The following is a 25,464-nucleotide window of genomic DNA, read 5'->3' as shown; positions in this document are numbered from 1 at the left end:
GGCGCTCGCAAGGCGGTACGGGGAGGTCCGGGCCGGAGCGAGCGATCTGAGTCACTCTTCGACAGTAGTGCTCCGCTCCCCGTCGTTCGGCGCTGAGGCCGAAACGTCTTCGTAACCCCGGAACCATACGGTGACCGGATCCCATGCACCCACCCCTGAGGAGGCAGAATGCGCCCGATGGTCCCCCTGTCGATCGACACCGACCCCTGGCGCGCCCTGCTGTCCCGGTCCGACATCCGCATGCACGACGGCATCCTGCACGTCGTCGACGACTCGTCGACGCCCGCGATGGCCGAGCGCGACGACCTGCTCACCGCGGCGTCCGCGATCGAGGCGGCCGGTGTGAAGGTGCTCCTCGTGCGCGACGCGAACCGTCGCCCGAAGCTCGTCGTCGACACGGCGGATGCCGAGGCGGCGCTCACCGCTCTGCGCGACCCCGAGCTGGGCCCGGTGTACCTGAAGGCCCGCGGCGAGGACCCCGTGCCCGCGCACAGCGTGCACCCCGCGCCCGGATCGGTCCAGGCGTACGCGGTGTTCCGCCCGCGCACCTCGACCGAGGGGTCGTACCGCTACGGAGCCTCTCTCGCTCCGCGACTCGAGCTGTGGCGCTTCGGCGAGAAGACCATCGAAGCCCCGCGCCCGAGCGCCCTCACCCGCCGGAAGTTCGCCGCGGCCGACCTCGACCTCGTCGAGGTGGAGCGGTACGGGCGCCGGTGGATGACCGTCTCGGGGATGTTCGACCCGCACCCGAACGAGTTCACGGCCGACGTCGACATGGTCTTCTCGTGGGTCGACGGCTCGTCGAGCGAGTTCCAACGCCAGCGTGCCGCGCGCATGAAGGGCTACGTCGTCGGCGACGGCGACGACAACGCCGCGCGCTACCGCCAGGTCGACGAGCTGCGTTACGCGCTCCGCAGCGTGCACATGTACGCGCCGTGGGTGCGTCGCATCTTCATCGCGACCGACTCCCCCACCCCCGAGTGGCTCGCCGACCACCCCAAGGTGACGATCGTGCGCAGCGAGGAGTTCTTCGCCGATCCCTCGGTGCTGCCCACGCACAACTCCCACGCCGTCGAGGCGCAGCTGCACCGCATCCCGGGGCTCGCCGAGCACTTCCTCTACAGCAACGACGACATGTTCTTCGGCCGTCCCGTGACCCCCGAGCTGTTCTTCAGCGGTGGTGGGGTCAGCCGGTTCGTCGAGAGCGGCGTGCGCATCGGCAGCGGCCCCGCGCACATCGAGCGCTCGGGCCACGACAACGGCCTGCGCGTGAACCGCGCGCTGCTCAAGGAACGCTTCGGCCGGGTCATCACGCTCGACCTCGAGCACTGCGCCACCCCGTTGCGTCGCTCCGTGGCGTTCGAGCTCGAGAAGGAGTTCGCCGACGACTACGCCCGCACCGCCGCGAGCCGGTTCCGTTCGGCCACCGACATCTCGGTGACGAACAGCCTGTACCACTACTACGCGCTGGCGACCGGGCGCGCGGTCATCACGACCGAGCCCCGCACCCGCTACGTGCAGACCACGCAGCTCGATTCGCTGCGCACCATGGAGCGTCTCGTCTCGCGCCGCGACACCGACATGTTCTGCCTCAACGACGGCAGCGTGCCCGAGATCCCCGAAGAGGTGCGCGTCCCCGCGCTCCGGGCGTGCCTCGAGCGTTACTTCCCGGTCGCCGCCCCGTGGGAGAAGACCTCGGTCAGCGAAGGATCGGCAACGGCGTCGTCGGCGGCGACACCGGTCCGCTGAACGCCCGCGACGTCGGGACGACGATCCCGGCGTCGCGCAGTCGACGCTGGGACTCCTCGGCGTCCACGTACTGCAGCGCCGCGCTGGCGGCCAGGGGCACGACCGAGTGCACCACCGTGTCGTCGTAGACGTGCACGATGTTGAAGCCCTGGGCCGCGTCCTGAGGGCGCGTCCCGCCGACCGGGACCATGAGGTCCTGCGTGTAGCAGGTGGCGGATGCCACGGACACGGGGATTCCGGCGAACGTGGCGAACGTGGAGTAGTGCAGGTGCCCCGCGAGGATCGCGCGCACGTCGGTGCCGCGCAGAACCGCGGCGAGGCTCCGCTGGTCGCGCAGTTCGACGGAGGCCGCGAGGTCGAGGACGCTGGGCACGGGCGGGTGGTGCATCGCGAGGATCGTGCCGAGCGGGGCCGGCGTCGCCAGCACCTCGGCGAGCCACTCGCGCTGCGCGGCGGTGACCTCGCCGTGGTGCGCCCCGGGTACCGAGGTGTCGAGGGTCACGATGCGCAGGCCGTCGAACTCGTCGACGCGATCGACCGGGGCGGTCGCCTCGGCGTCGTCGGCGGGAAGCAGCTGGGACCGGAACGCCGCTCGATCGTCGTGGTTGCCCATCACCCACACCACGCGGGTCCGCAGGCGCTCGGCGAGCGGCTCGACGAGGGCGCGGACGCGGTCGTACGCGTCGGTCTCACCGAAGTCGGCGAGGTCGCCGGTGAAGACGAGGGCGTCGGGGCGGATTCCCGACGTCTCGATCGCCTCCACCGCGCGGGCGAGGTAGGCCTCGGAGTCGACGTCGTCGTAGAGCGGTGCACCGCCGGCTCGCAGATGGGTGTCGCTCAGGTGGAGCAGCACACGTTCGGCTCGGGGGTACTCGGCGTAGCGCATCTCGATCCTCTCGGGCCGTCGGGTACGACCTCGTCACCGGCGTGATGCTCCCGGTTGGCTCGAAATGTTACAGACATGTTTCGGGAACGCGTGATGAACACGGCGGGAATTCACCCCGCGCCGGATCTGGCTCGCCTGCAGCGCAGTGGCATGAGCACAACCGCGGACGTCGTCGTCGACACGCCGCGTACCGGCCGGCCCGCACGGCGAGTCGCCGAACGCCCCGCCGTCGGGCACAGACGGAGCCGCCTGCCGCGCCCCGGCGCGGCGGCCGCGATCAGCCGAACCGTCAGGACGACGCTGCGATGCGGGCGTAGTCCTCGACCGTGAGCTGCTCACCGCGGAGGGTCGGGTCGACCCCGGCCGCCTCGAGGCGCGCCGAGGCTTCGGCCGCGGTGCCGCCGAGAACGCCCGACAACGCCTGACGGAGCATCTTGCGACGCTGCTGAAAGGCGGCATCCACGATCTGGAAGGTGCGCAGCCGGTGCTCCTCGCTGCCCCGGGGCTCGGCATCCCGATCGAAACCGACCAGCACGCTGTCGACGTTCGGCACGGGCCAGAACACCTGACGCGACACCGTGCTGGCCAGACGCCACGAGCCGTACCAGGCGGCCTTGACGCTCGGGGCTCCGTAGACCTTCGACCCGGGAGGGGCGGCGAGGCGCTCCCCCACCTCGGCCTGCACCATCACGACACCGCGCTGCAGATAGGGGAAGGTCTCGAGGAAGTGCAGCAGCACCGGCACCGACACGTTGTACGGCAGGTTCGCGACCAGCACGCTCGGCTCACCGGGGAGCTCGTCGACGCGCAGGGCATCGGCGTCGATGACCGTGAGGCGATCGGCGGGAACGTCGTGCGCGGCCGCCGTGGCCGGAAGACGCTCGGCGAGGCGGTGGTCGATCTCGACGGCGACGACCGAGGCACCCGTCTCGAGGATCGCGAGAGTGAGGGATCCGAGGCCCGGACCGATCTCGACGACACGATCGGATGCCGTCACCCGGGCCGCCTGCACGATCTTGCGGACGGTATTGGCGTCGACGACGAAGTTCTGCCCGAGCTTCTTGGTGGGAGTGACGTCGAGGTCGGCGGCGAGCCGACGGATCTCGGCGGCACCGAGCAGGGAAACGGGCATTGTTCCACTGTAGTCAGCGATCCCGCCAGTACCCGCCGCGCCGGATACGCAGGAGTAGCGTGATGAGGTGAGTCAAACGCAGTCCATCCCCTCGAACGCCTTCACCCTCAGAAGCCCCTACGGGCGACGAGCCATCGGCCTCTCGGTCGCGGCCGCGGTGGGCGGTTTCCTCTTCGGCTTCGACTCCTCCGTCATCAACGGCGCGGTCGACGCGGTCGACGGCAACTTCGAGCTGGGACAGGTGCTCACCGGTTTCGTCGTCGCGGTCGCCCTGCTGGGCTGCGCGGTGGGAGCCATCATCGCCGGCGCCCTCTCGGACCGCTGGGGTCGGTTGAAGGTCATGCTGCTCGGCGCGGTGCTGTTCTTCGTGTCGTCGATCGGTGCGGCCCTCACCTTCAGCGTGCCCGACCTGATCCTCTGGCGCGTGATGAGCGGCCTGGGCATCGGCATCGCCTCGGTGGTCGCTCCCGCGTACATCGCCGAGGTCGCGCCCCGCCAGATCCGCGGCTCGCTCGCGTCACTTCAGCAGTTGGCCATCACCCTCGGTATCTTCGGCGCGCTGCTGTCCGACGCCCTGCTCGCCAACTCGGCCGGCGGTGCGGCGAACCAGCTGTGGCTGGGCCTCGAGGCCTGGCGCTGGATGTTCCTGGTGGGCGTGATCCCCGCCGCCGTCTACGGCATCCTGTCGTTCACCGTCCCCGAGTCGCCGCGCTACCTGCTCGCCAAGGGCAAGCGCGACGAGGCGAAGGCGATCTTCGCGCGCCTCGTGCCCCCGGCCGATCTCGACAAGACGATGAACGAGCTGTCGAACACGATCGAGGCCGATCGCAAGAACAAGAACGTGTCGCTGCGCGGACCCGTGCTGGGCCTGCAGGGCATCGTCTGGACCGGAATCCTGCTGTCGATGTTCCAGCAGTTCGTCGGTATCAACGTGATCTTCTACTACTCCACGACGCTCTGGAAGGCCGTCGGCTTCGACGAGAGCAACTCGCTGCTGATCTCGGTGATCACCTCGATCACCAACGTCGTGGTCACCTTCGTCGCGATCTTCCTGGTCGACCGCGTCGGGCGCAAGCCCATCCTCCTGACCGGCTCGATCCTCATGACCGTGTCGCTCGGCGCGATGGCGCTGTCGTTCGCGTTCGCGACCGGCTCCGGCCAGGACGTCTCGCTGCCCGCCCCGTGGGGAAGCGTCGCGCTCGTCGCCGCGAACGTCTTCGTCGTCGGGTTCGGAGCGTCGTGGGGCCCGCTGGTGTGGGTGCTGCTCGGCGAGATCTTCCCGAGCCGCATCCGCGGCAAGGCGCTCGGTGTCGCCGCTGGTGCGCAGTGGATCGCCAACTTCGCCATCACGGTGTCGTTCCCGGCGATGTCGAGCTGGTCGCTGCCACTCACCTACGGCATGTACGCGCTGTTCGCCGGGCTGTCGTTCGTCTACGTGCTGCTGCGAATTCCCGAGACGAAGGGCATGGAGCTCGAGCAGACCGAGACGCTCTTCGTCCGCAAGCCGAAGGCGAATGCCAAGGCCTGATCCCGGATGCCAGAAGGCCGGCGCCCCGCGGGGTGCCGGCCTTCGTCGTTCTCAGGGTGGTGTCGCAGGCGAAACCCCGACGGAGATCCGTGCGCGCGTCAGTCCTCGAACTCTCCGTAGACCGCGATCGTGTTCGCGGCGACCTGGGCGCCGAGCTCGTCGGCATCCATCGACAATTCGGCCGCGAGGAAGCGCAGCGTCACCGGGATCAGGTACGGCGCGTTGGGGCGGCCGCGGTAGGGCACGGGCGTCAGGAACGGGGCGTCGGTCTCGACGAGGATGCGGTCGAGGGGCGTCACCGCGAGCGCGTCGCGCAGGTTCTGCGCATTCTTGAACGTGACGTTGCCGGCGAACGAGAGGTAGTACCCGCGGTCGGCGGCGATGCGCGCCATCTCGGCGTCTCCCGAGAAGCAGTGGAAGACCGTCTTGCCGGGAGCGCCGACGCGCTCGAGGGTCTCGAGCACGGCGTCGTGGGCGTCGCGGTCGTGGATCTGCATCGCGATCCCGTGCTTCTTCGCCAGCGCGATGTGCGCCTCGAACGAGCGCATCTGAGCCGGGATGCCGTCGGCCTCGGTGCGGAAGAAGTCGAGCCCCGTCTCGCCGATGGCCCGCACCCGCGGCTCGGCGGCGAGCTCGTCGATGACGGCGATCGCGGCATCCAACTCCCCCGCCTGCTCGTACGCGGGCGCCTCGTTCGGATGGATCGCCACGGCCGCGAGCACGCGCGGGTGCGAGCGCGCGGCCCACGCCGACCACCGCGAGGAGTCGATGTCGCCGCCCGCCTGCACGACCCCGTGCACGCCGACCGCGAGAGCTCGCTCGAGCTGCTCGTCCAACGAGAGGCCGGTCTCGCCGTCTTCGATCTCGAGGTGCGTGTGATTGTCATAGACCGGGATGCCGAGAGGCTCGGGCGCCGGCGGATAGCTGACGTCGCGACGCCCGTCGACCGAACGCTCGCGCACATACTGGCTCGGATCGCCGTCGCCGATCGTGTCGCGAGGGCGATCGACCGGCGTCGAGCCGGGGGCGGCGGCCGTTGCGGGGAACCCTTCGACAGGCTCAGGGACCGTCGCCGCCGACTCGGAAGGCATCTGCGTCACGCCTGCTCGACGCGCGGGAAGAGCGGGGTGAGCGACGTGACCGTGGCGCCCGCGGGCAGCAGGCCCCAGGCGCCCGCCTGGCGGATCGGCTGCGCGACGAGAGCTCCGAGGCCGCCGGCCGCGCCCAGCGCGACCCACAGCTTCGACGTCGACTCGGGCATGACCGGCGACAGCAGCACCGCGAGGGCGCGCAGGCCCTCGGCCGCGGTGTACAGCACCGTGCCCAGGCGCTCGCGCGTCGACTCGTCCTTGGCCAGGGCCCACGGCTCGTTCTCGGTGATGTAGCCGTTCAGCGCGTCGACGATCGTCCAGATCGCCGCGATCGCCTCGTCGGTGCGGAATCGCTCGATGGCCGCGTCGGCGGTGGTCGCGGCATCCGCCACGATCTTCTGGATGGTCAGGTCGCTGTCGGTGTACGCGGCCGGCGCCGGCACGACGCCCTCGAAGTACTTCGAGATCATCGCGACCGTGCGCGAGGCCAGGTTGCCGAAGCCGTTGGCGAGCTCGGCCTGGTAGCGGGCCGACAGGTCTTCCCACGAGAACGAGCCGTCCTGGCCGAACGCGATCGCCGAGAGGAAATAGAACCGGTACGCGTCGGAGCCGAAGACGTCGGTGATCTCGGTGGGCGCGATGCCGGTGAGCTTCGACTTCGACATCTTCTCGCCGCCGACGAGCAGCCACCCGTGCGCGAAGACGCCGCGCGGCACGTCGAGGCCCGCGGCCATCAGCATGGCCGGCCAGATCACGGCGTGGAAGCGCAGGATGTCTTTGCCGACCACGTGGAACGCCGGCCAGCGACGCTCGAACTCGGCGGGATCGGTGCCGTAGCCCACGGCGGTGGCGTAATTGAGCAGGGCGTCGACCCACACGTAGATGACGTGCGAGGGATCCCACGGAACCGTGATGCCCCAGTCGAACGCCGAACGCGAGATCGAGAGGTCTTTCAGACCGCTGCGCACGAACGACACGACCTCGTTGCGCGCCGACTCGGGGCGCACGAAGTCGGGCTCGGTCTTGTAGAGCTCGAGCAGGCGATCCTGGAACTCGCTGAGCTTGAAGAAGTAGTTCTTCTCCTGCAGCAGCTCGAGGGGCTTGGAGTGGATCGCGCAGACCTTGAGGCCCTCGAAGGGGCCGGTGCCGTCGACGATCTCGGCCTCGGGCTTGAACTCCTCGCAGCCGACGCAGTACAGCGCCTCGTACTCGCCCGCGTAGATGTAGCCGCGGTCGAACAGCGCCTTCACGAACTGCTGCACCCGCTCTTCGTGGCGGGGCTGCGTGGTGCGGATGAAGTCGTCGTTGGCGACGTCGAGCGTCTCGAGCAGCGGGAACCACGACTCGGTGACGAGCTTGTCCACCCACTCCTGCGGGGTGACGCCGTTGGCGGCGGCGGCGCGGAGCATCTTCTGCCCGTGCTCGTCGGTGCCGGTCAGCATCCAGGTGTCGTCCCCCGCCTGGCGATGCCAGCGGGCGAGCGTGTCGACGGCGACGGTCGTGTACCCGTGCCCGATGTGGGGCAGATCGCTGGGGTAGTAGATCGGCGTCGTGATGTAGAAGGATCGGCCGGAAGTCACCTGGAGATTCTACGGGGAGCCTCCGACACGGCCGACCGTGTGACGGGCCCGCCGGCGGTCCTCGCGCGTGAGGGGTCCGTTGGTGTCGCCGACAAGCGCGCCAGGCGACGCATATCGACCCCTCGCGCGAAGACGCGCGGGGACGCTCAGCGCTTCACGGCGAGCGCGGCCTGGTACAGCTCGCGCGACGAGTGACCCGTCTGCGACGCCACCTCGGCGGCGGCCTCTTTGAGCCGCGTGCCGCCGCGCACGAGCTCGAGCACCTGGGTCACGGCATCCGGGAACGCGACCTCGCGCGCCGAGGCGCCGCCGACGACGATCGCGATCTCCCCACGCACGCCCTCGGCCGCCCACGCGGCGAGCTCGGCCAGGGTGCCGCGCTTGACCTCTTCGTACAGCTTCGTGAGCTCGCGGCAGACGGCCGCGGGACGATCGGCGCCGAACGCGTTCGCGAGATCTTCGAGCGTGGATGCCAGGCGCGAGGGCGACTCGAAGAAGACGAGGGTCCGCTCCTCCGCGGCGAGCTGCGCGAAGGCCTTGCGGCGCTCCCCCGGCTTGCGGCGCGGGAAGCCCTCGAAGGCGAAACGGTCGGTGGGGAGGCCCGCGACCGCGAGCGCGGTGACGACGGCGCTCGGCCCGGGGATGGCCGTGACGGTGACGCCTGCGGCGGCCGCGGCGGCGACGAGGCCGAAGCCCGGGTCGCTGACGGTGGGCATTCCCGCGTCGCTCAGCACGAGCAGGTCGTCTTCGCGGGCGAGTTCGACGAGCTCGGCCGCGCGCTCCTTCTCGTTGTGGTCGTGCAGGGCGATCAGGCGCGGGCGGTTCTCGACCCCGAGACCCGCGAGCAGGCGCTGCGTGGTGCGGGTGTCTTCGGCCGCGACGACCGTGGCGTTCTCGAGCGCCTCGATCAGACGCTTCGAGGCGTCGCCCAGGTTGCCGATGGGGGTCGCCGCGAGGATGATCACCGTTCCACCTTAGGCTGGGGCCCGTGACCACCGCCGTCCCTCCGCTGCTCCCCGTCGTCGAGCAGACGCGCATCGACCGGTGGCGCGACGCCCTGCTCGCGGGCCCCCGCGGATCCCGCCTATGGCGCTGGCTCGCTCCCCTGCTCGTCACCGTCGTCGCGGCGGTGCTGCGCCTGATCGACCTCGGCAACCCGCACCAGCTGGTGTTCGACGAGACCTACTACGTGAAGGACTCGTGGAGCCAGTGGGTGCTCGGTTACCCCTCGACCTGGCCCGACGGCGCCGACGCCAGCTTCGTGGCGGGCGACACCGACGTCTTCACCGGCATCGGCAGCTACGTCGTGCACCCCCCGCTCGGGCGCATCCTCATCGGCGCGGGTATGGCCCTGCTGGGCCCGGACTCCGCGACCGGTTGGCGCATCTCGGCCGCGGTCTTCGGCACCGCGACCGTGCTACTGGTGTACCTGCTCGCGCACACGCTCACCCGCTCGATTCCGTTCGCGACCGTCGCATCCGGTCTGATCGCGATCGACGGCCTCGGCATCGTCCTGAGCCGCATCTCGCTGCTCGACATCTTCTTGACGTTCTTCGTCGTGCTGACCTTCTGGTTCGTCGCGCTCGACCACCGCCGCACCGCCGACCGCCTGCGGGCCGCGATCGCGGCCCTCCCGGGCGAACGGCACACCTGGGGCCCCGTGCTGTGGAACCGTCCGTGGGTGGTCGCCGCGGGAGCCGCCGCCGGAGCCGCCACTGCCGTGAAGTGGTCGGGGCTGTACGTGCTGGCCGCCGTCGGCCTGTACGCCGTGATCACCGACGCGCTCGCCCGTCGCCGCGCGGGGATCGATCAATGGCCGATGGATGCCGTCCGCCAGGGTCTCGCATCGTTCGTGCTGCTCGTACCGGTCGCGGTCGTCGTGTACGTGGCGAGCTGGTCGGGTTGGCTGTTCACCAACGGCGGGTGGATGCGCGGCACCCCGGTCGCCGCGACGGGTATCTGGGGGTGGATCCCCGAGCCGCTTCGACAGCTGTGGGCGTACCACCAGGAGATGTACAACTTCCACGTCGGACTCGTCACCCCGCACAGCTACGCGAGCCCCGCCTGGCAGTGGCCGCTGCTCATCCGCCCCACCTCGATGTACTGGCACCAGGACCAGGCCGGAGTCAACGGGTGCGCCCTGCCGACGGGGTGCACCGAGGCCATCTCGAGCATCGCGAACCCGATCATCTGGTGGGCCGGGGTCGCGGCATCCCTCTACCTGCTCGTACGATTCGTCGTCGTCCGCGACGGGCGCTTCGCTCTCGTGCTGACCGGGCTCGCCGCCACCTACGTGCCGTGGCTGCTCTACCCCGAGCGCACGATCTTCCAGTTCTACACGGTCGCGATGCTGCCGTTCCTCGTGCTCGCCCTCGCCTTCGCTCTGCGCGATGTCGCCCGCGGGGTGAAGGATGCCTCGAGAGCGAGCGGGCAGGTCCTCGTGCTGGTGTTCCTGGGCCTCTGCCTCGTCATCTCGGCGTTCTGGTACCCGGTGTGGGCGGGTCTTCCCGTCCCGTACGAGTTCTGGCGCCTGCACAACTGGCTGCCGACCTGGATCTGAGCCGGATGAGCGGGCGGCGGGAGCAAACGGGTGGAGTGCATCCGGTGCGCCGGGGGCTCGGCATCCGCTGCTCTGCCCATCACCGACCGATCACCGGGCGGGCGCGATGACGCGCGGCGATGAGTGGCTGCACGATCCGCGACCGGTGCAGCGGGTCAAGGTGTTCAGCGATGCCGCGGTGAACCCCGCCGCGTGGCCGGCCACCGTTCCCGCGGTCGCGCAGTTCCTCGAGGTGGCGAGCGGCGAGGGATGGGAGTTCGGACCCGGCGTGACCTTCCTCGTCGGCGAGAACGGGTCGGGCAAGTCGACGCTCATCGAGGGCATCGCCGAGGCGGCCGGCCTGCCGGCCGGGGGCGGCTCGACCAACGGCGGCGGCGAGACGCGGCGAACCGAGAGTCCGCTCGGCGAGTGGCTGCGCATCGAGCGGAGCCCGCGCGCCCCGCGGTGGGGGTTCTTCCTGCGGGCCGAGACGATGCACGGCTATTACAGCTGGAGAGACGACCTGGGCGGCCCGGCCCCGAGCCTGCACACGATGAGCCACGGCGAGTCCTTCAACGCCCTGCTCGACGAGACGCTCGACCACCCGCACTATGTCTCGGGCCTCGCCTGCCTCGACGAGCCCGAGGCGGCACTGTCGTTCTCATCGACGCTGCGCTGGCTCGCCTCTCTCGACCGCATGCGCTCCCGTGGCACCCAGGTGATCTGCGCCACCCACTCCCCCGTGCTGGCGGCGTTGCCCGGAGCGACGATCCTCGAGCTGGGCGACTGGGGCATCCGCGAGAGCACCTGGGAAGACCTGGAGCTGGTGCGGCTGCAACGCGGGTTCCTCGAGTCGCCGGGGAGGTACCTGCGGCATCTGTTGGAGTGAGGGGGTGGATGCCGCCCTCAGCCCAGCCGCCCCGCATCCGTCGTCGGCAGCGCGCAGGCGAAGGCGCGGCAATCGTACGCCGTCGCCTCGCCGTCGAGTGCGACCTTGCCCTCGAACAGCGCGAACCCCGCCTCGGCGAACGCGAGAGCCTGCGCGGGTGACACCACCGCCACGACATCGGCGGCGACGCGGCGCGCGGCCTCGGCGATCTCGGCATCCGTCTCGCCCACCACGACAAGCTGCCGCGGGGCCGACGCCAGGCCGAGGGCGACCTCGAGGATCGCTCCGTGCGCCAGCGGCGATGCCAGTGCCGCATCGGCGGCGGCGCGCACGAGCGTCTCGGCCGCGGTGCGGTACGGCTCCCCCGCCCCGAGGCGCCAGAGGTCGAGGGCGGCCGCGGCGAACACCGACGGTCCCGACGGCGACGCGCCGTCGGTGGGCACGGCGTGCGACTGCATGCCCTGAGCGACGAGCACGGGGTCGCCGCCGCCCGGAGGATGGATGCCGTCTGCGCCGAGGCACAGATCGACCAACGCCCGGGCCCGCGACGCGTAGGCGACCTCGCCGGTCGCGCGAGCGAGCGCCAGGAGGCCCCGAGCAAGACCGCCGTAGTCCTCCAGCGTCGCCGGGGCTGCGGAGCGGACCTCGTCGAGCGAAGCCCGTCGAAGGGTTCCGTCGTCGGCGACGTTGCTCTCGAGCACGGCGTCGGCGGCCCACCGGGCCGCTTCAAGCAAGCGCGGATCGGTGCGGGTTCCGGCGGCGGCGAGAGCGGCGATCGCGTGTCCGTTCCAGCCGGTGACGACCTTCGCGTCGAGCGCCGGAGGCCGCAGCCCCGAGCGATCGGAGACGCGGTAGTACCCGCCCTCGGTGCGGACCCCGTCGATCACCGACTCGGAGTCCTGAGCGGCGGCGATTCCCCCCGACGGCAGTTGCAGCACGTCGACCAGGAACCGCGCGGCATCGGTGGCGACGGCGTCGTCGGACGCCGCGAGCGCCACCTCGACGAGACCCGCGTTGTCGGTGAGCATGCGCTCGTAGTGCGGCACACTCCAGTCGCGGCGGGTGGCGTAGCGGAAGAAGCCCCCCTCGACCAGGTCGTGCAGGTCGGAGCGGGCCATAGCGGAGAGGGCGCGGGATGCCACGTCAGCGGCATCCGGAGCATCCGCCGTCAGAGCCGGGTGCTGCAGGAAGCGCAGAACGGGAGTGTTCGGGAACTTCGGGGTCTCGAACGCGGGACCGGCGGCGAAGCCGGAGTACTCGCGGTCCTCGCGGGCCACGACGGTGCGCGCCGCGGCGGCGAGTTGCTCGAGGGAGGGAGGAGCGTCTGCCGCTGCGGTGGCGGCGGCTGCGAGAGCCTCGCGGAGGGAGGAGCCCGTGGCATCCACTTCGTTCCGGCGTTCGGTCCACGCCTCGCGGACCGCGGCCAGCACCTGACGGAACGAGGGCTGGGGAGGGCGCGGGGCCGGCGGGAAGTAGGTGCCGGCGTAGAAAACGCGCCCCTCGGGCGAGGCGAAGACCGTCAGGGGCCACCCGAGGTGCGGGGTGAAGGTGGAGGCCGCGTCGAGATAGGCGGCGTCGACGTCGGGATGCTCCTCGCGATCGACCTTGATCGACACGAAGCCGGCGTTGAGTTCGGCAGCGGTCTCGGGGTCTTGGAACGACTCGCGCGCCATCACGTGACACCAGTGGCAGGTGCTGTAGCCGATCGAGACCATCACGGGGACGTCTTTCTCGGCCGCGAGCGCGAACGCCTCGGCCCCCCAGGGGAACCACGCGACGGGATTGTCGGCGTGGGCCCGCAAGTAGGGGCTCGAGGCGTTCGCGAGGCGGTTCATGCGCGCGGGTGCGCCGACCTCAGTTGAGGTCGTCGGGGTGCGTGCCCACGCGGCCCGAGCCGTCGCCCGGATCGACCGCGTCGATCGCGGCCATCTCGTCGGCGGTGAGCTCGAAGTCGAACAGGTCGAAGTTCTCCTCGAGGCGCTCGCGGCGCACCGACTTGGGGAACACGATGAAGCCGTGCTGGATGTGCCACCGCAGCACCGCCTGAGCGGGCGACTTGCCGTGCGCCTCGGCGGCGTCCTTCACCGCGGGCAGCTCGAACAGGTCGTACTTGCCCTGCCCGAGCGGACCCCACGACTCGATGTGCATGTCGTGCTCGGCACCCCAGGCCGCGATCTCGCGCTGGCTGAGGGCGGGGTGCAGCTCGATCTGGTCGACCACGGGGGTCACGCCGGTCTCGGCCACGATGCGGTCGAGGTGCGGGACGAGGAAGTTCGAGACGCCGATGGAACGGGCCTTGCCCGCCTCGCGGATCTCGATCATCTTCTGCCATGCGTGGACGTAGTTGTCGTTCTTCGGCGTCGGCCAGTGGATGAGGTACAGGTCGACGGCGTCGAGCTGGAGCTTCTGGAGGCTCTCGTCGATCGCGGCGAGCGGCTCGTCGCCGTCGTGGCGGTCGTTCCAGAGCTTGGTGGTGACGAAGAGCTCGTCGCGCGCGATGCCGCTCGCGGCGATGGCGCGGCCGACGCCCTCTTCGTTCTTGTAGATCGCGGCGGTGTCGATGTGGCGGTAGCCCACCTCGAGCGCCTCGGACACGGCGCGCTCGGCGTCGTCGGCGGGCACGAGGAACACGCCGTAGCCGAGCTGGGGGATGGTGTTTCCGTCGTTGAGCTGAACTGAAGGAACGGTCATGAGAAGAGCCTAGGAGCGGTGTCTCGAAGGGTTCTCGGGGTTGACGCGCGGGTCGAGTCCGCTATCCCCCGCCTTCTCGCACCCCGGCGTGGTTGACTACCGAAATGACGCCGCAGCCTCCCACCCGGCACGCTCGACGCGACCCCTCCTCGGCCTGGCGTCGCGGAGCCAAGCTCGTCGCCATCGCCGTGACCGTCGTGCTCGTCGCGGCCGTGGCGGTCGGAGGGTTCTACGCGTTCTCGCTGTCGCAGCGTCTGCAAGACGCCGCCGTCCCCCTCAAGGACGCCCCGGCCGAACCGCCCGCGCTGAGCGCCTACAACGAACCCTTCTCGGTGCTCGTCGTCGGTACCGACGAGTGCGACGACCAGGTGAAGGCGGCCTTCGGCGCGCGCTGCTCCGACCCGGGCAACGAGGGCACCCGCAACGATGTCAACATGCTCGTGCACGTCTCGACGAACCCCCGTCGCGTCACCGTCGTCTCGTTCCCCCGCGATCTGCAGATCGGCATCCCGGAGTGCACGGGAGCCGACGGCTCGACCTCGTCGGCGTCGTACAAGGCCCCGATCAACTCCGCGTACGAAGCCGGCGGCCTGACCTGCGTCGCCGACACGGTCTCGGAGCTGAGCGGACAGAGCATTCCTTTCGCCGCGAAGGTGAGCTTCGGAAACGTCGTCAACATCACCGACGCCATCGGCGGCGTGGAGGTCTGCATCGGCGGCGACGGCATCGACGACCCCGACGCGGGGATCGACTGGGAGCCGGGCCCGCGCGTCGTCAAGGGCTACGACGCCCTGGCGTTCCTGCGCACGCGCAAGGGCATCGGCGACGGCAGCGACCTCGCCCGCATCGGAAACCAGCAGCAGTACCTCTCGCGGCTGATCAACAAGCTGCGCAGCGACGAGGTGCTCTCGAACCCCGGCACCCTCATCGGGCTCGCCAACACCGCGGTGAACAACATCGAACCGAGCGAGAGCCTCGCCGACCCGATCCGCATCGCGCAGCTGGCCTACACCCTCAAGGACGTGCCGTTCAGCGACATCACGTTCGTGCAGTTCCCGGTAGTCGACGATCCCGCCGACAACAACCACGTGATCCCCGACCAGGCGTCGGCCGCGACCCTGTGGGAGGCGCTCGACACCAACGCTCCTCTGCAGCTGACCGGCGAAGAGGGAGCCAACGGCGGAGTCATCGCCGACCCCACGGCCCCGACCCCCGCGCCGAGCGAGCCCGCCCCCGAGGCGAGCACCCCCGCACCGGATGCCACGGACGCCAGCGCCGCGCCGGGCGTCGTCGAACTGCCGAGCAACGTCAGCGGAACGAAGGCTAACCAGGCCACCTGCTCCGCCGGCAACGGGTGACCGCCGCGCGCGGATCGGCGTCAAGACCCGGGGACCGTCCAGAGTCATCGGCGACGATCGAGGAGTGAAAACCGCCACGCGCTCGACGATCCTCCTCCTGCTCGCGGCCCTGACCCTCACCTCATGCACCCCGGCCGCGGCGCCCGCGCCGACGGCATCCCCCTCTCCCTCCCCGACGCCGACGCCCACCGCGACCCCGGATCCCCTCGCGGGGATGAGCCTGCAGGACAAGGTCGGCCAGATGTTCATGGTCGGCACCTCGGTGGAGGGCGCCAACCCCACGACGCTCGCCGCCGTGCGCCACGATCACGTGGGCGGGATCTTCCTGCACGGAAGGTCGGATGCCGGCACCCAGGCCACCGCAGACCTGATCGGGCAGTTCACCTCCACCGTCGGCGCGGACGCTCCGCAGCTGTGGGTCGCCACCGACCAGGAGGGCGGCACCGTCCAGGTGCTGAAGGGTCCGGGCTTCGACCGCATCCCCTCGGCCGTCGAGCAGGCCGCCCAGACCGACGCGGCCCTGCGTTCCTCCGCCGCGACCTGGAGCACGCAACTCGCACAATCGGGGGTGAACATGAACCTCGCTCCCGTCGCCGACATCGTCACGAGCCCGGAGTTCGCGGCATCCAACCCTCCGATCGGCGCGCTCGCGCGCGAGTACGGCTACGACGAGACCGCTGTCGCCACCAAGGTCGGCGCGTTCGCCGCCGGCATGCGCGACGGCGGCGTGATGCCCACGCTCAAACATTTCCCGGGCCTGGGGCACGTCGACGAGAACACCGACACCCGCACGGGCGTCACCGACGACACGGTCACCGCCGACGGCGCAGACGTGGGCGTGTACGCGAGCGTCCTGCCCCAGGGGGACGCGATCGTCATGATGTCAACCGCGATCTACGCCCGGATCGACCCGAGCGCGCCCGCCGCATTCTCACCCGCGGTGGTGGACGTGCTGCGCGACCGCATCGGCTTCGACGGCGTGATCACCGTCGACGATCTCTCGGCGGCGCGCCAGGTGCAGCCCTGGTCTCCGGCCGATCGCGCCACCCTCGCCGTGGACGCCGGGGTCGACCTGCTGCTCGTCTCGGCCGACCCCTCGGTGTATCCCGACATGCACCAGGCGGTGCTGTCGCGCGCCGAAAGCGACCCCGCGTTCGCCGCGAAGGTGGATGCCGCGGCCCGGCGGATCGTCGAGCAGAAGGCGTCGATGCCGTAGGCGCTCCCCCGCGAGCGGTCGCTTCGTGTCGCCCAGGCACGGGCCAGGCGACAGGAGGTGACCCCTCGCGCGAGTCGCCAGGAAATGTCGCTTCGAGCAGCCCCAAGCGACAGAAATTGGCGACTCGCGCGATGGGTGGGCGATACCCTGGAAGGCTGTGTCTGTCGAACCTGTCATCGTCTACCCGCCCGAGCTGCCCGTCAGCGCCGCGCGGGACGAGATCGCGCGCGCGATCCGCGACCACCAGGTCGTGATCGTCGCCGGCGCCACCGGCTCGGGCAAGACCACGCAGCTGCCCAAGATCTGCCTCGAACTGGGCCGCACCTCGATCGCTCACACCCAGCCGCGCCGCATCGCGGCGCGCACGATCGCGGAGCGCATCGCCGACGAAATGCAGGTGCCGCTCGGCTCGACCGTCGGCTACAAGGTGCGCTTCACCGACAAGGTGTCGGCCGACACGCGCGTGGCGCTGGTGACCGACGGCATCCTGCTCAACGAGATCCACCGCGACCGACTGCTGCGCCGCTACGACACGATCATCGTCGACGAGGCGCACGAGCGCTCGCTCAACATCGACTTCCTGCTCGGCTACCTGCGCCGCATCCTGCCGAAGCGCCCCGACCTCAAGGTCATCGTCACCTCGGCGACCATCGACCCCGAGAGCTTCGCGCGGCACTTCGCGGCGGCTCCGGCCGAGCCGGGCGGCGCGCCGACCCCGGCGCCGGTCATCGAGGTGTCGGGACGGACGTATCCAGTCGAGATCCGGTATCGGCCGGTGGACGGCGCAGACGACGCGAGCATAACTCCGGAGATTCCGGATGCCGAGGACCCCGACGCCCCGCCGTCACGCGGGAGCGCGGCAGCCGGCTCGCAGAAAGTCCGGAGTTCTGCACGGCCGGCCGCCAAGCCGGGGCGCTCCGACGACGACGGGGACGAGGTCGGAGCCGTCGTCGCGGCCCTGCGCGAGCTCGACCGCGAGGCCCCGGGCGACGTGCTCGTCTTCTTCCCCGGTGAGGCCGAGATCCGCGATGCGGCGGATGCCATCCGCGGGGCCTATCAGAAAGACACCTCCCCCACCGAAGTCCTGCCCCTCTACGGGCGTCTGTCCGCGGCCGAACAGCACCGCGTGTTCGAGCGCTCGAGCGTCGCGGGCGTGCGGCGCCGCGTCATCCTCGCCACGAACGTCGCCGAGACGAGTCTCACCGTCCCCGGGATCCGGTACGTGGTCGACACCGGAACCGCCCGCATCTCGCGCTACAGCAACCGGTCGAAGATCCAGCGCCTGCCGATCGAGGCCGTGTCGCAGGCGTCGGCGCAGCAGCGCTCGGGGCGAGCGGGGCGCACCTCGCCCGGTATCGCAATCCGGCTCTACTCCGAAGACGACTTCACGCGGCGCCCGGAGTACACCGAGCCCGAGATCCTGCGCACCTCGCTGGCATCCGTCATCCTCCAGATGCTGTCGCTCGGCTTCGGCGACATCCAGGCCTTCCCGTTCCTCACCCCGCCCGACTCGCGGGGCGTGAAGGCCGCGTTCGACCTGCTCGTCGAGCTCGGCGCGGTGAAGCTGCCCGCCCCCGGCACGCGCGGCGCCGACACCTCGCGCGAGCGCGACGTCCGCGGCGACGGCGACCCGTCCCGGCAGCGCGGCGGACGGGGCCCGCGCGAGGACGGACCCCGCCTCACCGAGATCGGACGCGAGATCGCGCGCCTGCCAATCGATCCGCGCTTCGCCCGCATGCTCATCGAGGCGCGTCGCAACGACGTGCAGCCCGAGGTGCTCGCGATCGTGTCGGGCATGTCGATCCAGGACGTGCGCGAACGGCCCGAGGAGCGCCGCGAAGAGGCGGATCGCTTCCATGCGCGGTTCACCGATCCCACCAGCGACTTCCTCTCTCTGCTGAACCTGTGGGACTACCTGCAGGAGAAGCAGGCCGAGCTGGGCTCGAGCGCATTCCGGCGCCTGTGCCGCAGCGAGCACCTCAACTACGTGCGCGTGCGCGAGTGGATGGACGTGCACCGGCAGCTGCGCTCGCTCGGCGGCGAGCGCGGGTCGGGCGAGGGCGACGCGCGTGGGTCGGGCGGCGGCGGCGGGCGGGGCTCCGGCGACGGAGGCCGTCGCGGCGGGCGCGCGAGAAACCATGTCCCACTTTCGGCTGGCTCCGACCCCTCCAGACCGCACAATTCAGGACACGCGGCGACGAAATCGGGACACGGTTCGAAAGCCGCCGACCAGAAGGCGGCCCCCGAGGGGCATGCCGCCGGCGACGCGATCCACCGCGCGATCCTCTCCGGGTTGCTGTCGCACCTGGGCATCCTGGACCCCCGAACCATGGCGCAGGCCAAAGACCGCAAGGCGCCGGGTGACGCCCGCCCCACCAAGGGCGAGTACATCGGCGCGCGCGGGGCGCGGTTCGCGATCTTCCCCGGCTCGGGGCTGAAGAAGAGGCGCCCCTCGGCCGTCATGGCCGCCGAGCTCGTCGAGACCTCGCGCCTGTTCGCCCGCACGGTCGCCGCCGTCGACCCGGCGTGGGCGGAGGATCTCGCCCCCGACCTGGTCAAGCGCTCGCTCAGCGAACCGCACTGGTCGAAGGATGCCGGCTCCGCCGCCGCCTACGAGAAGGTCACCCTCTTCGGGGTCGAACTCGTCGGGCGTCGCCGGGTGCAGCTCGCGCGCTTCGACCGGCCGCTCGCGCGAGAGATGTTCGTGCGCCACGCGCTGGTCGAGGGCGAGTGGGACCCGTCGGTGCTCGACAAGCGCCTCACCGCGTTCCTCCGCCGCAACCAGGAGCAGCGCCGCCTTCTCGAGAAGATCGAGGAGCGCGAGCGCCGCCGCGACATCCTCATCGGCGACGAGGCCGTGTTCGCGTTCTACAACTCCCGCATCCCGGCCGACGTCACCGACGTGCGATCGTTCGAGACGTGGTGGAAAGACGCTTCGAACCGCACGCCGCACCTTCTCGATCTGCGCGAGTCCGACCTCACCGGCGATCGCGCCCAGGGCGATGACCGGGCCTTCCCCGCGCGCTGGCGCCAGGGCGATCAGACGCTCAACCTCGCGTACCGCTTCGAGCCCGGAGCCCCCGACGACGGCGTGACGGTGGTCGTGCCGCTGCCCCTGCTCGCTCAATTGCGGCCCGACGGGTTCGACTGGCAGGTTCCGGGCATGCGCGACGAGCTGGTCACCGCTCTGCTGCGCGCGCTGCCGAAGACGATCCGCCGCAACGTCGTGCCCGCCGCCGACTGGGCGGAGAAATTCTCGGCCGAACTCGCCGAGAAAGGTCCCGAGCACGCGAACGGCCTACCGAAGACGACGCTCGTCGACGCCCTCGCCGCCCTCGTGCAGCGCGTGGCGAACCAGCGGGTGAGCGCCGCCGACTTCGAGCTCGAGCGGGTTCCCGGCCATCTCATGCCGTCGTTCCGCGCCGTCGACGCGCGCGGCCGCGCGATCGGCAGCGACCGCGACCTGGCGACCCTGCAGCGCCGTCTCGCCGACAAGGCCCGGTCCAGCGTCGAGTCGACGATCGCCCGCCCGGCGCAGAGAGCCGCGAAAGTCGCCGAGGCCTCCCCCGCCTTCGCGTCGCGGTCGAAGCTGACGACCTGGGATCTCGAGGAACTCACCGACGTCGTCGACACCCCCGTCGCCGGTGGCGTCGTGCGCGGCTACCCCGCCCTGGTCGATGAGGGCGACAGCGTGGCCCTGCGCGTGGAGGCGACCCCCGAAGACGCGGCGCGGCACACGCGGGCCGGCATCCGGCGTCTCCTGCTGCTGGCCGTCCCCTCCCCCGCGACCTACGTGCTCGACCACCTCACCGCGAACGAGAAGCTCGCGCTGGCTGCCTCGCCGTACCAGAACGCCAAGGAGCTCATCGAGGATGCGCGCGTGGCCCTCGCCGACGACGTCCTGCTGCGCGAGGCGCCGAGCGGCGTCGTGCGCACGAAGGCGGATTTCGAACGCGTGCGCGACGCCTTCTCTGCGGCATCCGTCGACCGCACCTTCCAGACGGTGTCGCTCGCGGCGAGGATCCTGCTCGCGCAACGCGAGGTCGACCGCGCGATGAAGGATGCCTCGTCAATGACGCTGCTGGGCGCGCTGAACGACGTGCGCGGGCAGGTGAAGGGCCTGATCTACCCGGGATTCCTCTCGCGTACGGGCCTCGCGCGCCTGCAGCACCTGCCGCGCTATCTCGCCGGAGCGCTCGAGCGGGTGAAGACGCTGTCCGACAACCCCGGTCGCGATCGCCAGCGCATGACCGAGTACGAGCGCGCGGCCGCCGGCTTCGTCGAGGCCGGCGGTGCGGTTCCGCTGCCCGCCGATGCGCCTTCGAACCTCGTGCAGACGCGCTGGCTGCTCGAAGAGCTGCGCGTCAGCCTGTTCGCTCAGCGCCTCGGCACGGCAGAGCCGGTGTCGCCGCAGCGCATCGCCAAGGCGCTCAAGAGCGCCTGATCCGCCGTCTTCTGTCGTTTCCGGGGGCCGGAGGCGACAGAATCCGTCGACGCGCACGCGGGGTCAGACGCCGAGCGCCCGTCCCCACTCTCGCAGCAGAGCCTCGAGCGTACGCCGTTGATCGGCGTCGAGTCCGGACAGCAGCCGTTCCTCATTCGCGAGGTGGGCGACGACGGCCTCGTCGATGACCCGGCGGCCTTCCGCGGTGAGCGAGATCACGCGTCCGCGCCCGTCGTCGTCGCTGGCGCTCCGAGACACGAGACCGGATGCCACGAGCCGGTCGACGCGTTTCGTCACCGCGCCCGTGGTCACCATCGTGTGACGCGCCAGCTCACCCGGCGTGCGCGCGAACGGCTCGCCGCCGCGGCGGAGGGTCGCGAGGATGTCGAACTCCCCCTCGCCCAGGCCGAACCGGCGGAAGACCTCGAGCAATTCCGCGTCGAGGTGAGCGGCGATGCGGCTCAGCCGACCGATGACCTGCATGGGTGAGGCGTCGATGTCGGGGCGTTCGGCGGCCCAGTGCTGGACGATCTCGTCCACGTGGTCGGCATCCATTTCCCCATTCTATCTTCCACGGAAGCTACAATGTCTTCCATGGAAGATAAGTGGCGTCTCGTCGCGATCACCGCCGTCGCTCCCGTGGCCTGGGGCGCGACCTACGTGGTGACCCGACACCTGCTGCCCGCCGACGCTCCGCTGTGGGGAGCCGCACTGCGGGCCCTCCCCGCCGGCCTGTTGCTCTGGGCGCTCGCGCGCCGTCGTCCGCGCGGCGATTGGTGGTGGAAGGCGCCCGTTCTCGGTCTGCTGAACTTCGGCGCCTTCTTCGTGCTCGTCTACGTCGCGGCGACATTGCTGCCGTCCTCGATCGCCTCATCGATCATGGCTCTGGCCCCCCTGGCTCTCGCGGGGCTCGCCTGGCCCCTGCTCTCGCAACGGCCCACGGCGCGATGGGCCGTCGGCGCGCTCCTGGGTCTCGTCGGAGTGCTGTCGGTGGTGGGTCTCGGCACCGGAACGGTCCCGGTCGCGGGGGTCGTGGCATCCGTCATCTCTCTGCTGGCGTCGTCGCTGGGAGCGATCCTCACCACCCGCTGGAGAGACGAGACGCCCCTGCTGGCGACCACCTCGTGGCAGCTGACCGCCGGGGGTCTCGCCCTGGTTGCGGTGGCGGCGATGGTCGAGGGCCGACCACCCCGAGTGGATGCCGCGGGCCTGCTGGCCTACGTCGGCATCGCGGTCATCGCGACGGCACTGGCGTTCGTGTGCTGGTTCACCGGACTGCGTCACCTGCCCGCGGGCACCGTGGGGCTCATCGGATTGCTGAACCCCGTGACCGGGGTCCTGCTCGGGGTGGCGGTGGGCGGCGAGTCGCTCGCCGTGCCGCAGGTGGTCGGCATCGTGCTGGTGCTCGCGGCGATCGCCGTCACGAGCGGCGCGAGGGGTCGGAAACTGTCGCCCGGACGGTCCGGCGACTGATCCTGACCCCTCGCGCGGGCGTCACGACCGCAGCGACACCTGGCCCAGGGCCGCTTCGACGTCCACGACCGCCGTCGCCGACGACGAGGTGCGCAGGCGGTTGTCGACCCGGCCGAGACCGCTCTCGGTGGTGACGTTGTACTCGTCGTCGGGCAGGGTGATGTCGGCGGAGCCGGCGGTGACCGTGACCTTGGTGCGCGCGGGGGCGTCTCCCGCCAGCGTCGAGGCGAGACTGCCGCCGGCGACCTCGAAGGTCGCGTCCCCCACCCCCGTGAGGGTCCCCGACGCCGACCCGCCCGAGACCGACACGTCGAGGGTGCGGACGTCTCCGGCGAGATCCACGTCACCTCCCGCGAGTTGCACGTTCAACGACCCGAAGTCGGCGTCGACCGACAGGGCGCCGCCGGCGACCTGGATGCGTGCGTCGAGGTTCGTCGTGGCGGAGGCCCGGGGCAGCACCAGGGTGGCGGATCCGGCGCCGTTCGACCAGCCGACGACGTTCGTCTGCGGAGAGCTCACCCGCAGGGTGCTGCCCTGGCGTTCGAACGTCCACCCGTCCGCCCCGCTCCCGACCTCGAGCTGCGCCTCCGAGACCTCGCCGTACGCGATGGTGAGCGAACCGCCCGCCACATCGACGTCGAGATCGGTGAGTCCGTCGGTCGAGGTCTCGCTCATCGCGTACCCCGATCCGCTGTCGCGCAGCGTCGCGGCCGCGGTCACGCCCGTCCCGATGACCGTGCCCGCGAGCACGCACGCTCCGACGACGATCGTGGCGAGCGAGACGAAGAAGGGAATCCCGTGACGAGAGGGCGCGGTCGGCGGCGTGAGAGGAGTCTGCGAGGTCATGAGGTGGCTCCGGTGTGGTCGTGGCCCAGGTGCACGAGAGCGGCGATGACGCGGCGGTTGCCGGTCTCGTCCTGCTCGAGTCCGAGCTTGGTGAAGATGGCGGTGATGTACTTCTCGACGCTGGCCTCCGAGACGAACAGCGCCTGGGCGATCGCCTGATTCGAGCGTCCCTCGGCGATCAGCGAGAGCACGGAGCGTTCGCGCTCGGTGAGGCTCTGCAGCCGCTCGTCGCGGCGGCGCCGCGCCAGCAGCTGGCCGACGACCTCGGGGTCGAGCACGGTCGCTCCCCCGGCGATGCGGGCCACCGTGTCGAGGAAGTCGCGCACGTCGGCGACCCGATCCTTGAGCAGGTACCCGAGCGAGCCCTGCCCGTCGGCGATCAGATCGCTCGCGTACTGCTCCTCGACGTACTGCGACAAGACCAGGACCGACAGACCGGGATGCCGGGACCTCAGCGCGATCGCGGCACGGATGCCCTCGTCGGTCCAGGTCGGCGGCAGACGCACGTCGAGGATGCACAGGTCGGGGGTGGTCTCCGTGATCGCGGCCTCGAGGCCCTCGGCATCGGGCAGCGCCGCGACCACCTCGTGGCCGTCGTCCGCGAGCAGGCGCACGAGCCCCTCGCGCAGCAGGACCGAGTCCTCGCAGATCAGGATGCGCACGGGACGCTCACCTCCACCGTGGTCGGTCCACCCTGCGGACTGTCGATGCGGGCGGTGCCGCCGGCCGCGCTGACCCGGTTGACGATGCCGTCGAGGCCGCCACCGGGCACGATCCGCGCCCCGCCGAGGCCGTCGTCCTCGACCCGGGCCCACAGGGTCCCGTCATCGCGCAGTCGCACGTGGACACGGCATCCGGTCGCCCGGGAGTGCTTCGCCGCGTTCGTCAGCGCCTCGGCGATCACGAAGTACACCGCCGCCTCGGCCGGACGCGAGCACCGCCGCGGCACTCGCACATCGAGTGTCACCGGGATGTGAGATCGCGACGCGAGCGCCGAGAGGGCGGCGTCGAGTCCCCGATCGTCGAGGACCGAGGCATGGATGCCGCGAGCCAGCTGCCGCAGCTCGGTGATGGCCGACTTGGTCGAGGCGTGCGCCTCGGCGACGAGGGCCTTCGCGGCCTCGGGGTCGTCGTCGATCTTGGTCTGCGCCAGGCCCAGCGTCATGCCGATCGAGACGAGCCGCGGCTGGACCCCGTCGTGCAGGTCGCGCTCGATACGGGTGCGTTCGACCTCGGCCGCCCGGACGGCCCCGGCGCGGCGCGTGTCGGAGGTGCGGGCCTGCTCTTCAAGCTGCGCCTCGCGGGAGGGGACGAGGATCGCCCGCGAGATGACCCCGTGGAGCACCGCCAGGCCCACGATCGCCGCGAGCGAGGCGACGAAGACGAGCAGACCCACGAGGGGAGCTGCCACGCCCTGCAGGGGCACGAAGCCGAGCAGACGCGGGTGGGACCACCCGAAGATCGGGCTGATGATCAGACCCAGTCCCCACGAGGTGAGCCCGGCGACGCCGAGCGTGGCGAGACCCAGGATCGTCGCGATGGTGAACGATGCCACCGCCCGCCACTGACCCGGATCGATGGCCTGCAACCAGATGGTGTGCGCGACGCCGGTGAACCCGGTGCGCGGGCTGTGGCGGGGACGCAGAGGCGGCAGACCCAGGCGGTAGAGGCCGTCGAGACGGGCGCGTTCGAACCATGCGATCGCGAAGAGCGCGTAGACGAGGGCGACCAGGGCGATCACCCCGATGAAGAGGGCGGCCAGCAACCCCACGCCGGCGCCGAAGAGCCCGAACAGGGTTCCCAGGATGCCGGGGCCGATGACGCCGAGCGCGGCGAGATGCACCACCGCACCGGCGATGCGACCGGGCGAGGCGATCCGCACCCGCGGCGCGAGAGGCTGGTCCACCCCCGGAACGGGAGCGCCGGCGACGGGCGCGGGCGTCGGCGGAGGAGGCGGAAGAACGGATGCCGTGGTCATGGGTTCCACGCTAGAGGTGGCCCCCGCGCCGGCGCCGCCCGGTCAGCCCCCGCGCGCTTTCGGG

General features: G+C 70.9%; 19 protein-coding genes. 8 read left to right on the top strand and 11 right to left on the bottom strand.

The annotated features are described in order from the left end of the window. Nucleotides 1-168: 168 nt before the first annotated feature. On the top strand, nt 169-1,749 hold the full coding sequence (locus QBE02_RS16035; protein ID WP_279366593.1) for a stealth family protein: 1,581 nt from the start codon (nt 169-171) through the stop codon (nt 1,747-1,749). On the opposite strand, the gene QBE02_RS16030 is transcribed toward QBE02_RS16035, so the two are convergent. Continuing rightward, nucleotides 1,700-2,635, bottom strand: a complete 936-nt coding sequence (locus QBE02_RS16030; RefSeq protein WP_279366592.1) for a phosphodiesterase — start codon at nt 2,633-2,635, stop codon at nt 1,700-1,702. The genes QBE02_RS16035 and QBE02_RS16030 overlap by 50 nt on opposite strands. Before the next feature lie 289 nt (nt 2,636-2,924). After that, a complete protein-coding gene (gene rsmA, locus QBE02_RS16025) occupies nt 2,925-3,767 on the bottom strand; it encodes a 16S rRNA (adenine(1518)-N(6)/adenine(1519)-N(6))-dimethyltransferase RsmA (protein WP_279366591.1) in 843 nt (280 codons plus the stop codon). A gap of 67 nt (nt 3,768-3,834) precedes the next feature. Here rsmA and QBE02_RS16020 point away from each other — a divergent pair, with 67 nt between their 5' ends. Continuing rightward, complete coding sequence (locus tag QBE02_RS16020; protein ID WP_279366590.1) at nt 3,835-5,295, top strand: sugar porter family MFS transporter; 1,461 nt, start codon at nt 3,835-3,837, stop codon at nt 5,293-5,295. A gap of 98 nt (nt 5,296-5,393) precedes the next feature. Here QBE02_RS16020 and QBE02_RS16015 read toward each other — a convergent pair whose 3' ends face one another. From QBE02_RS16015 to rsmI, 3 genes are all read right to left on the bottom strand, one after another. Beyond that, nucleotides 5,394-6,386 (bottom strand): TatD family hydrolase, encoded by a 993-nt coding sequence (locus tag QBE02_RS16015; RefSeq protein ID WP_431844601.1) that lies wholly within the window; start codon nt 6,384-6,386, stop codon nt 5,394-5,396. Between the two features lie 5 nt (nt 6,387-6,391). Further along, on the bottom strand, nt 6,392-7,966 hold the full coding sequence (metG, locus tag QBE02_RS16010; RefSeq protein WP_279366588.1) for a methionine--tRNA ligase: 1,575 nt from the start codon (nt 7,964-7,966) through the stop codon (nt 6,392-6,394). 146 nt (nt 7,967-8,112) lie between these two features. Beyond that, nucleotides 8,113-8,931 carry a 16S rRNA (cytidine(1402)-2'-O)-methyltransferase gene (gene rsmI, locus QBE02_RS16005; RefSeq protein ID WP_279366587.1) on the bottom strand — a complete coding sequence of 273 codons (819 nt, stop codon included), beginning with the start codon at nt 8,929-8,931 and terminating at the stop codon, nt 8,113-8,115. A 23-nt stretch (nt 8,932-8,954) separates the two neighbouring features. Between rsmI and QBE02_RS16000 the strand changes: the two genes are divergently transcribed. Both QBE02_RS16000 and QBE02_RS15995 read left to right on the top strand, forming a co-directional pair. After that, nucleotides 8,955-10,526, top strand: a complete 1,572-nt coding sequence (locus QBE02_RS16000) for a dolichyl-phosphate-mannose--protein mannosyltransferase (RefSeq protein WP_279366586.1) — start codon at nt 8,955-8,957, stop codon at nt 10,524-10,526. A gap of 106 nt (nt 10,527-10,632) precedes the next feature. Continuing rightward, nucleotides 10,633-11,394 carry an AAA family ATPase gene (locus QBE02_RS15995; RefSeq protein ID WP_279366585.1) on the top strand — a complete coding sequence of 254 codons (762 nt, stop codon included), beginning with the start codon at nt 10,633-10,635 and terminating at the stop codon, nt 11,392-11,394. Nucleotides 11,395-11,411: 17 nt separating this feature from the next. Here QBE02_RS15995 and QBE02_RS15990 read toward each other — a convergent pair whose 3' ends face one another. Further along, complete coding sequence (locus tag QBE02_RS15990) at nt 11,412-13,229, bottom strand: thioredoxin domain-containing protein (RefSeq protein WP_279366584.1); 1,818 nt, start codon at nt 13,227-13,229, stop codon at nt 11,412-11,414. A gap of 19 nt (nt 13,230-13,248) precedes the next feature. Further along, on the bottom strand, nt 13,249-14,085 hold the full coding sequence (locus QBE02_RS15985; RefSeq protein ID WP_279366583.1) for an aldo/keto reductase: 837 nt from the start codon (nt 14,083-14,085) through the stop codon (nt 13,249-13,251). 104 nt (nt 14,086-14,189) lie between these two features. On the opposite strand from QBE02_RS15985, the gene QBE02_RS15980 reads away from it, so the two are divergent. From QBE02_RS15980 to QBE02_RS15970, 3 genes are all read left to right on the top strand, one after another. Continuing rightward, complete coding sequence (locus tag QBE02_RS15980; protein ID WP_279366582.1) at nt 14,190-15,443, top strand: LCP family protein; 1,254 nt, start codon at nt 14,190-14,192, stop codon at nt 15,441-15,443. Between the two features lie 64 nt (nt 15,444-15,507). Then, the gene (locus tag QBE02_RS15975; protein ID WP_279366581.1) at nt 15,508-16,659 is read left to right on the top strand and encodes a glycoside hydrolase family 3 N-terminal domain-containing protein; all 1,152 of its coding nucleotides are present in this window, start codon (nt 15,508-15,510) and stop codon (nt 16,657-16,659) included. Nucleotides 16,660-16,816: 157 nt separating this feature from the next. Beyond that, on the top strand, nt 16,817-21,103 hold the full coding sequence (locus tag QBE02_RS15970; RefSeq protein ID WP_279366580.1) for a DUF3418 domain-containing protein: 4,287 nt from the start codon (nt 16,817-16,819) through the stop codon (nt 21,101-21,103). A gap of 63 nt (nt 21,104-21,166) precedes the next feature. Here the strand turns inward: QBE02_RS15970 and QBE02_RS15965 are convergent, their stop codons facing one another. After that, nucleotides 21,167-21,658, bottom strand: a complete 492-nt coding sequence (locus tag QBE02_RS15965) for a MarR family winged helix-turn-helix transcriptional regulator (RefSeq protein ID WP_279366579.1) — start codon at nt 21,656-21,658, stop codon at nt 21,167-21,169. 39 nt (nt 21,659-21,697) lie between these two features. Between QBE02_RS15965 and QBE02_RS15960 the strand changes: the two genes are divergently transcribed. Beyond that, nucleotides 21,698-22,576, top strand: a complete 879-nt coding sequence (locus QBE02_RS15960; protein WP_279366578.1) for an EamA family transporter — start codon at nt 21,698-21,700, stop codon at nt 22,574-22,576. 21 nt (nt 22,577-22,597) lie between these two features. Here the strand turns inward: QBE02_RS15960 and QBE02_RS15955 are convergent, their stop codons facing one another. From QBE02_RS15955 to QBE02_RS15945, 3 genes are read right to left on the bottom strand one after another with little or no spacing between them, the layout of a single operon-like run. After that, nucleotides 22,598-23,422 (bottom strand): hypothetical protein, encoded by an 825-nt coding sequence (locus QBE02_RS15955; RefSeq protein ID WP_279366577.1) that lies wholly within the window; start codon nt 23,420-23,422, stop codon nt 22,598-22,600. Further along, a complete protein-coding gene (locus tag QBE02_RS15950; protein WP_141375933.1) occupies nt 23,419-24,084 on the bottom strand; it encodes a LuxR C-terminal-related transcriptional regulator in 666 nt (221 codons plus the stop codon). Before QBE02_RS15950 ends, QBE02_RS15955 begins: the two co-directional genes overlap by 4 nt. Then, the gene (locus QBE02_RS15945; protein ID WP_279366576.1) at nt 24,072-25,400 is read right to left on the bottom strand and encodes a sensor histidine kinase; all 1,329 of its coding nucleotides are present in this window, start codon (nt 25,398-25,400) and stop codon (nt 24,072-24,074) included. Before QBE02_RS15945 ends, QBE02_RS15950 begins: the two co-directional genes overlap by 13 nt. Between the last annotated feature and the right edge of the window lie 64 nt (nt 25,401-25,464).

Origin of the sequence: Microbacterium testaceum, from assembly GCF_029761935.1 — a bacterium.
Classification (GTDB): Bacteria; Actinomycetota; Actinomycetes; order Actinomycetales; family Microbacteriaceae; genus Microbacterium; species Microbacterium testaceum_A.
The sequence above is the reverse complement of the archived record's forward strand: the minus strand, read 5'-3'. Positions and strand labels throughout refer to the sequence as shown.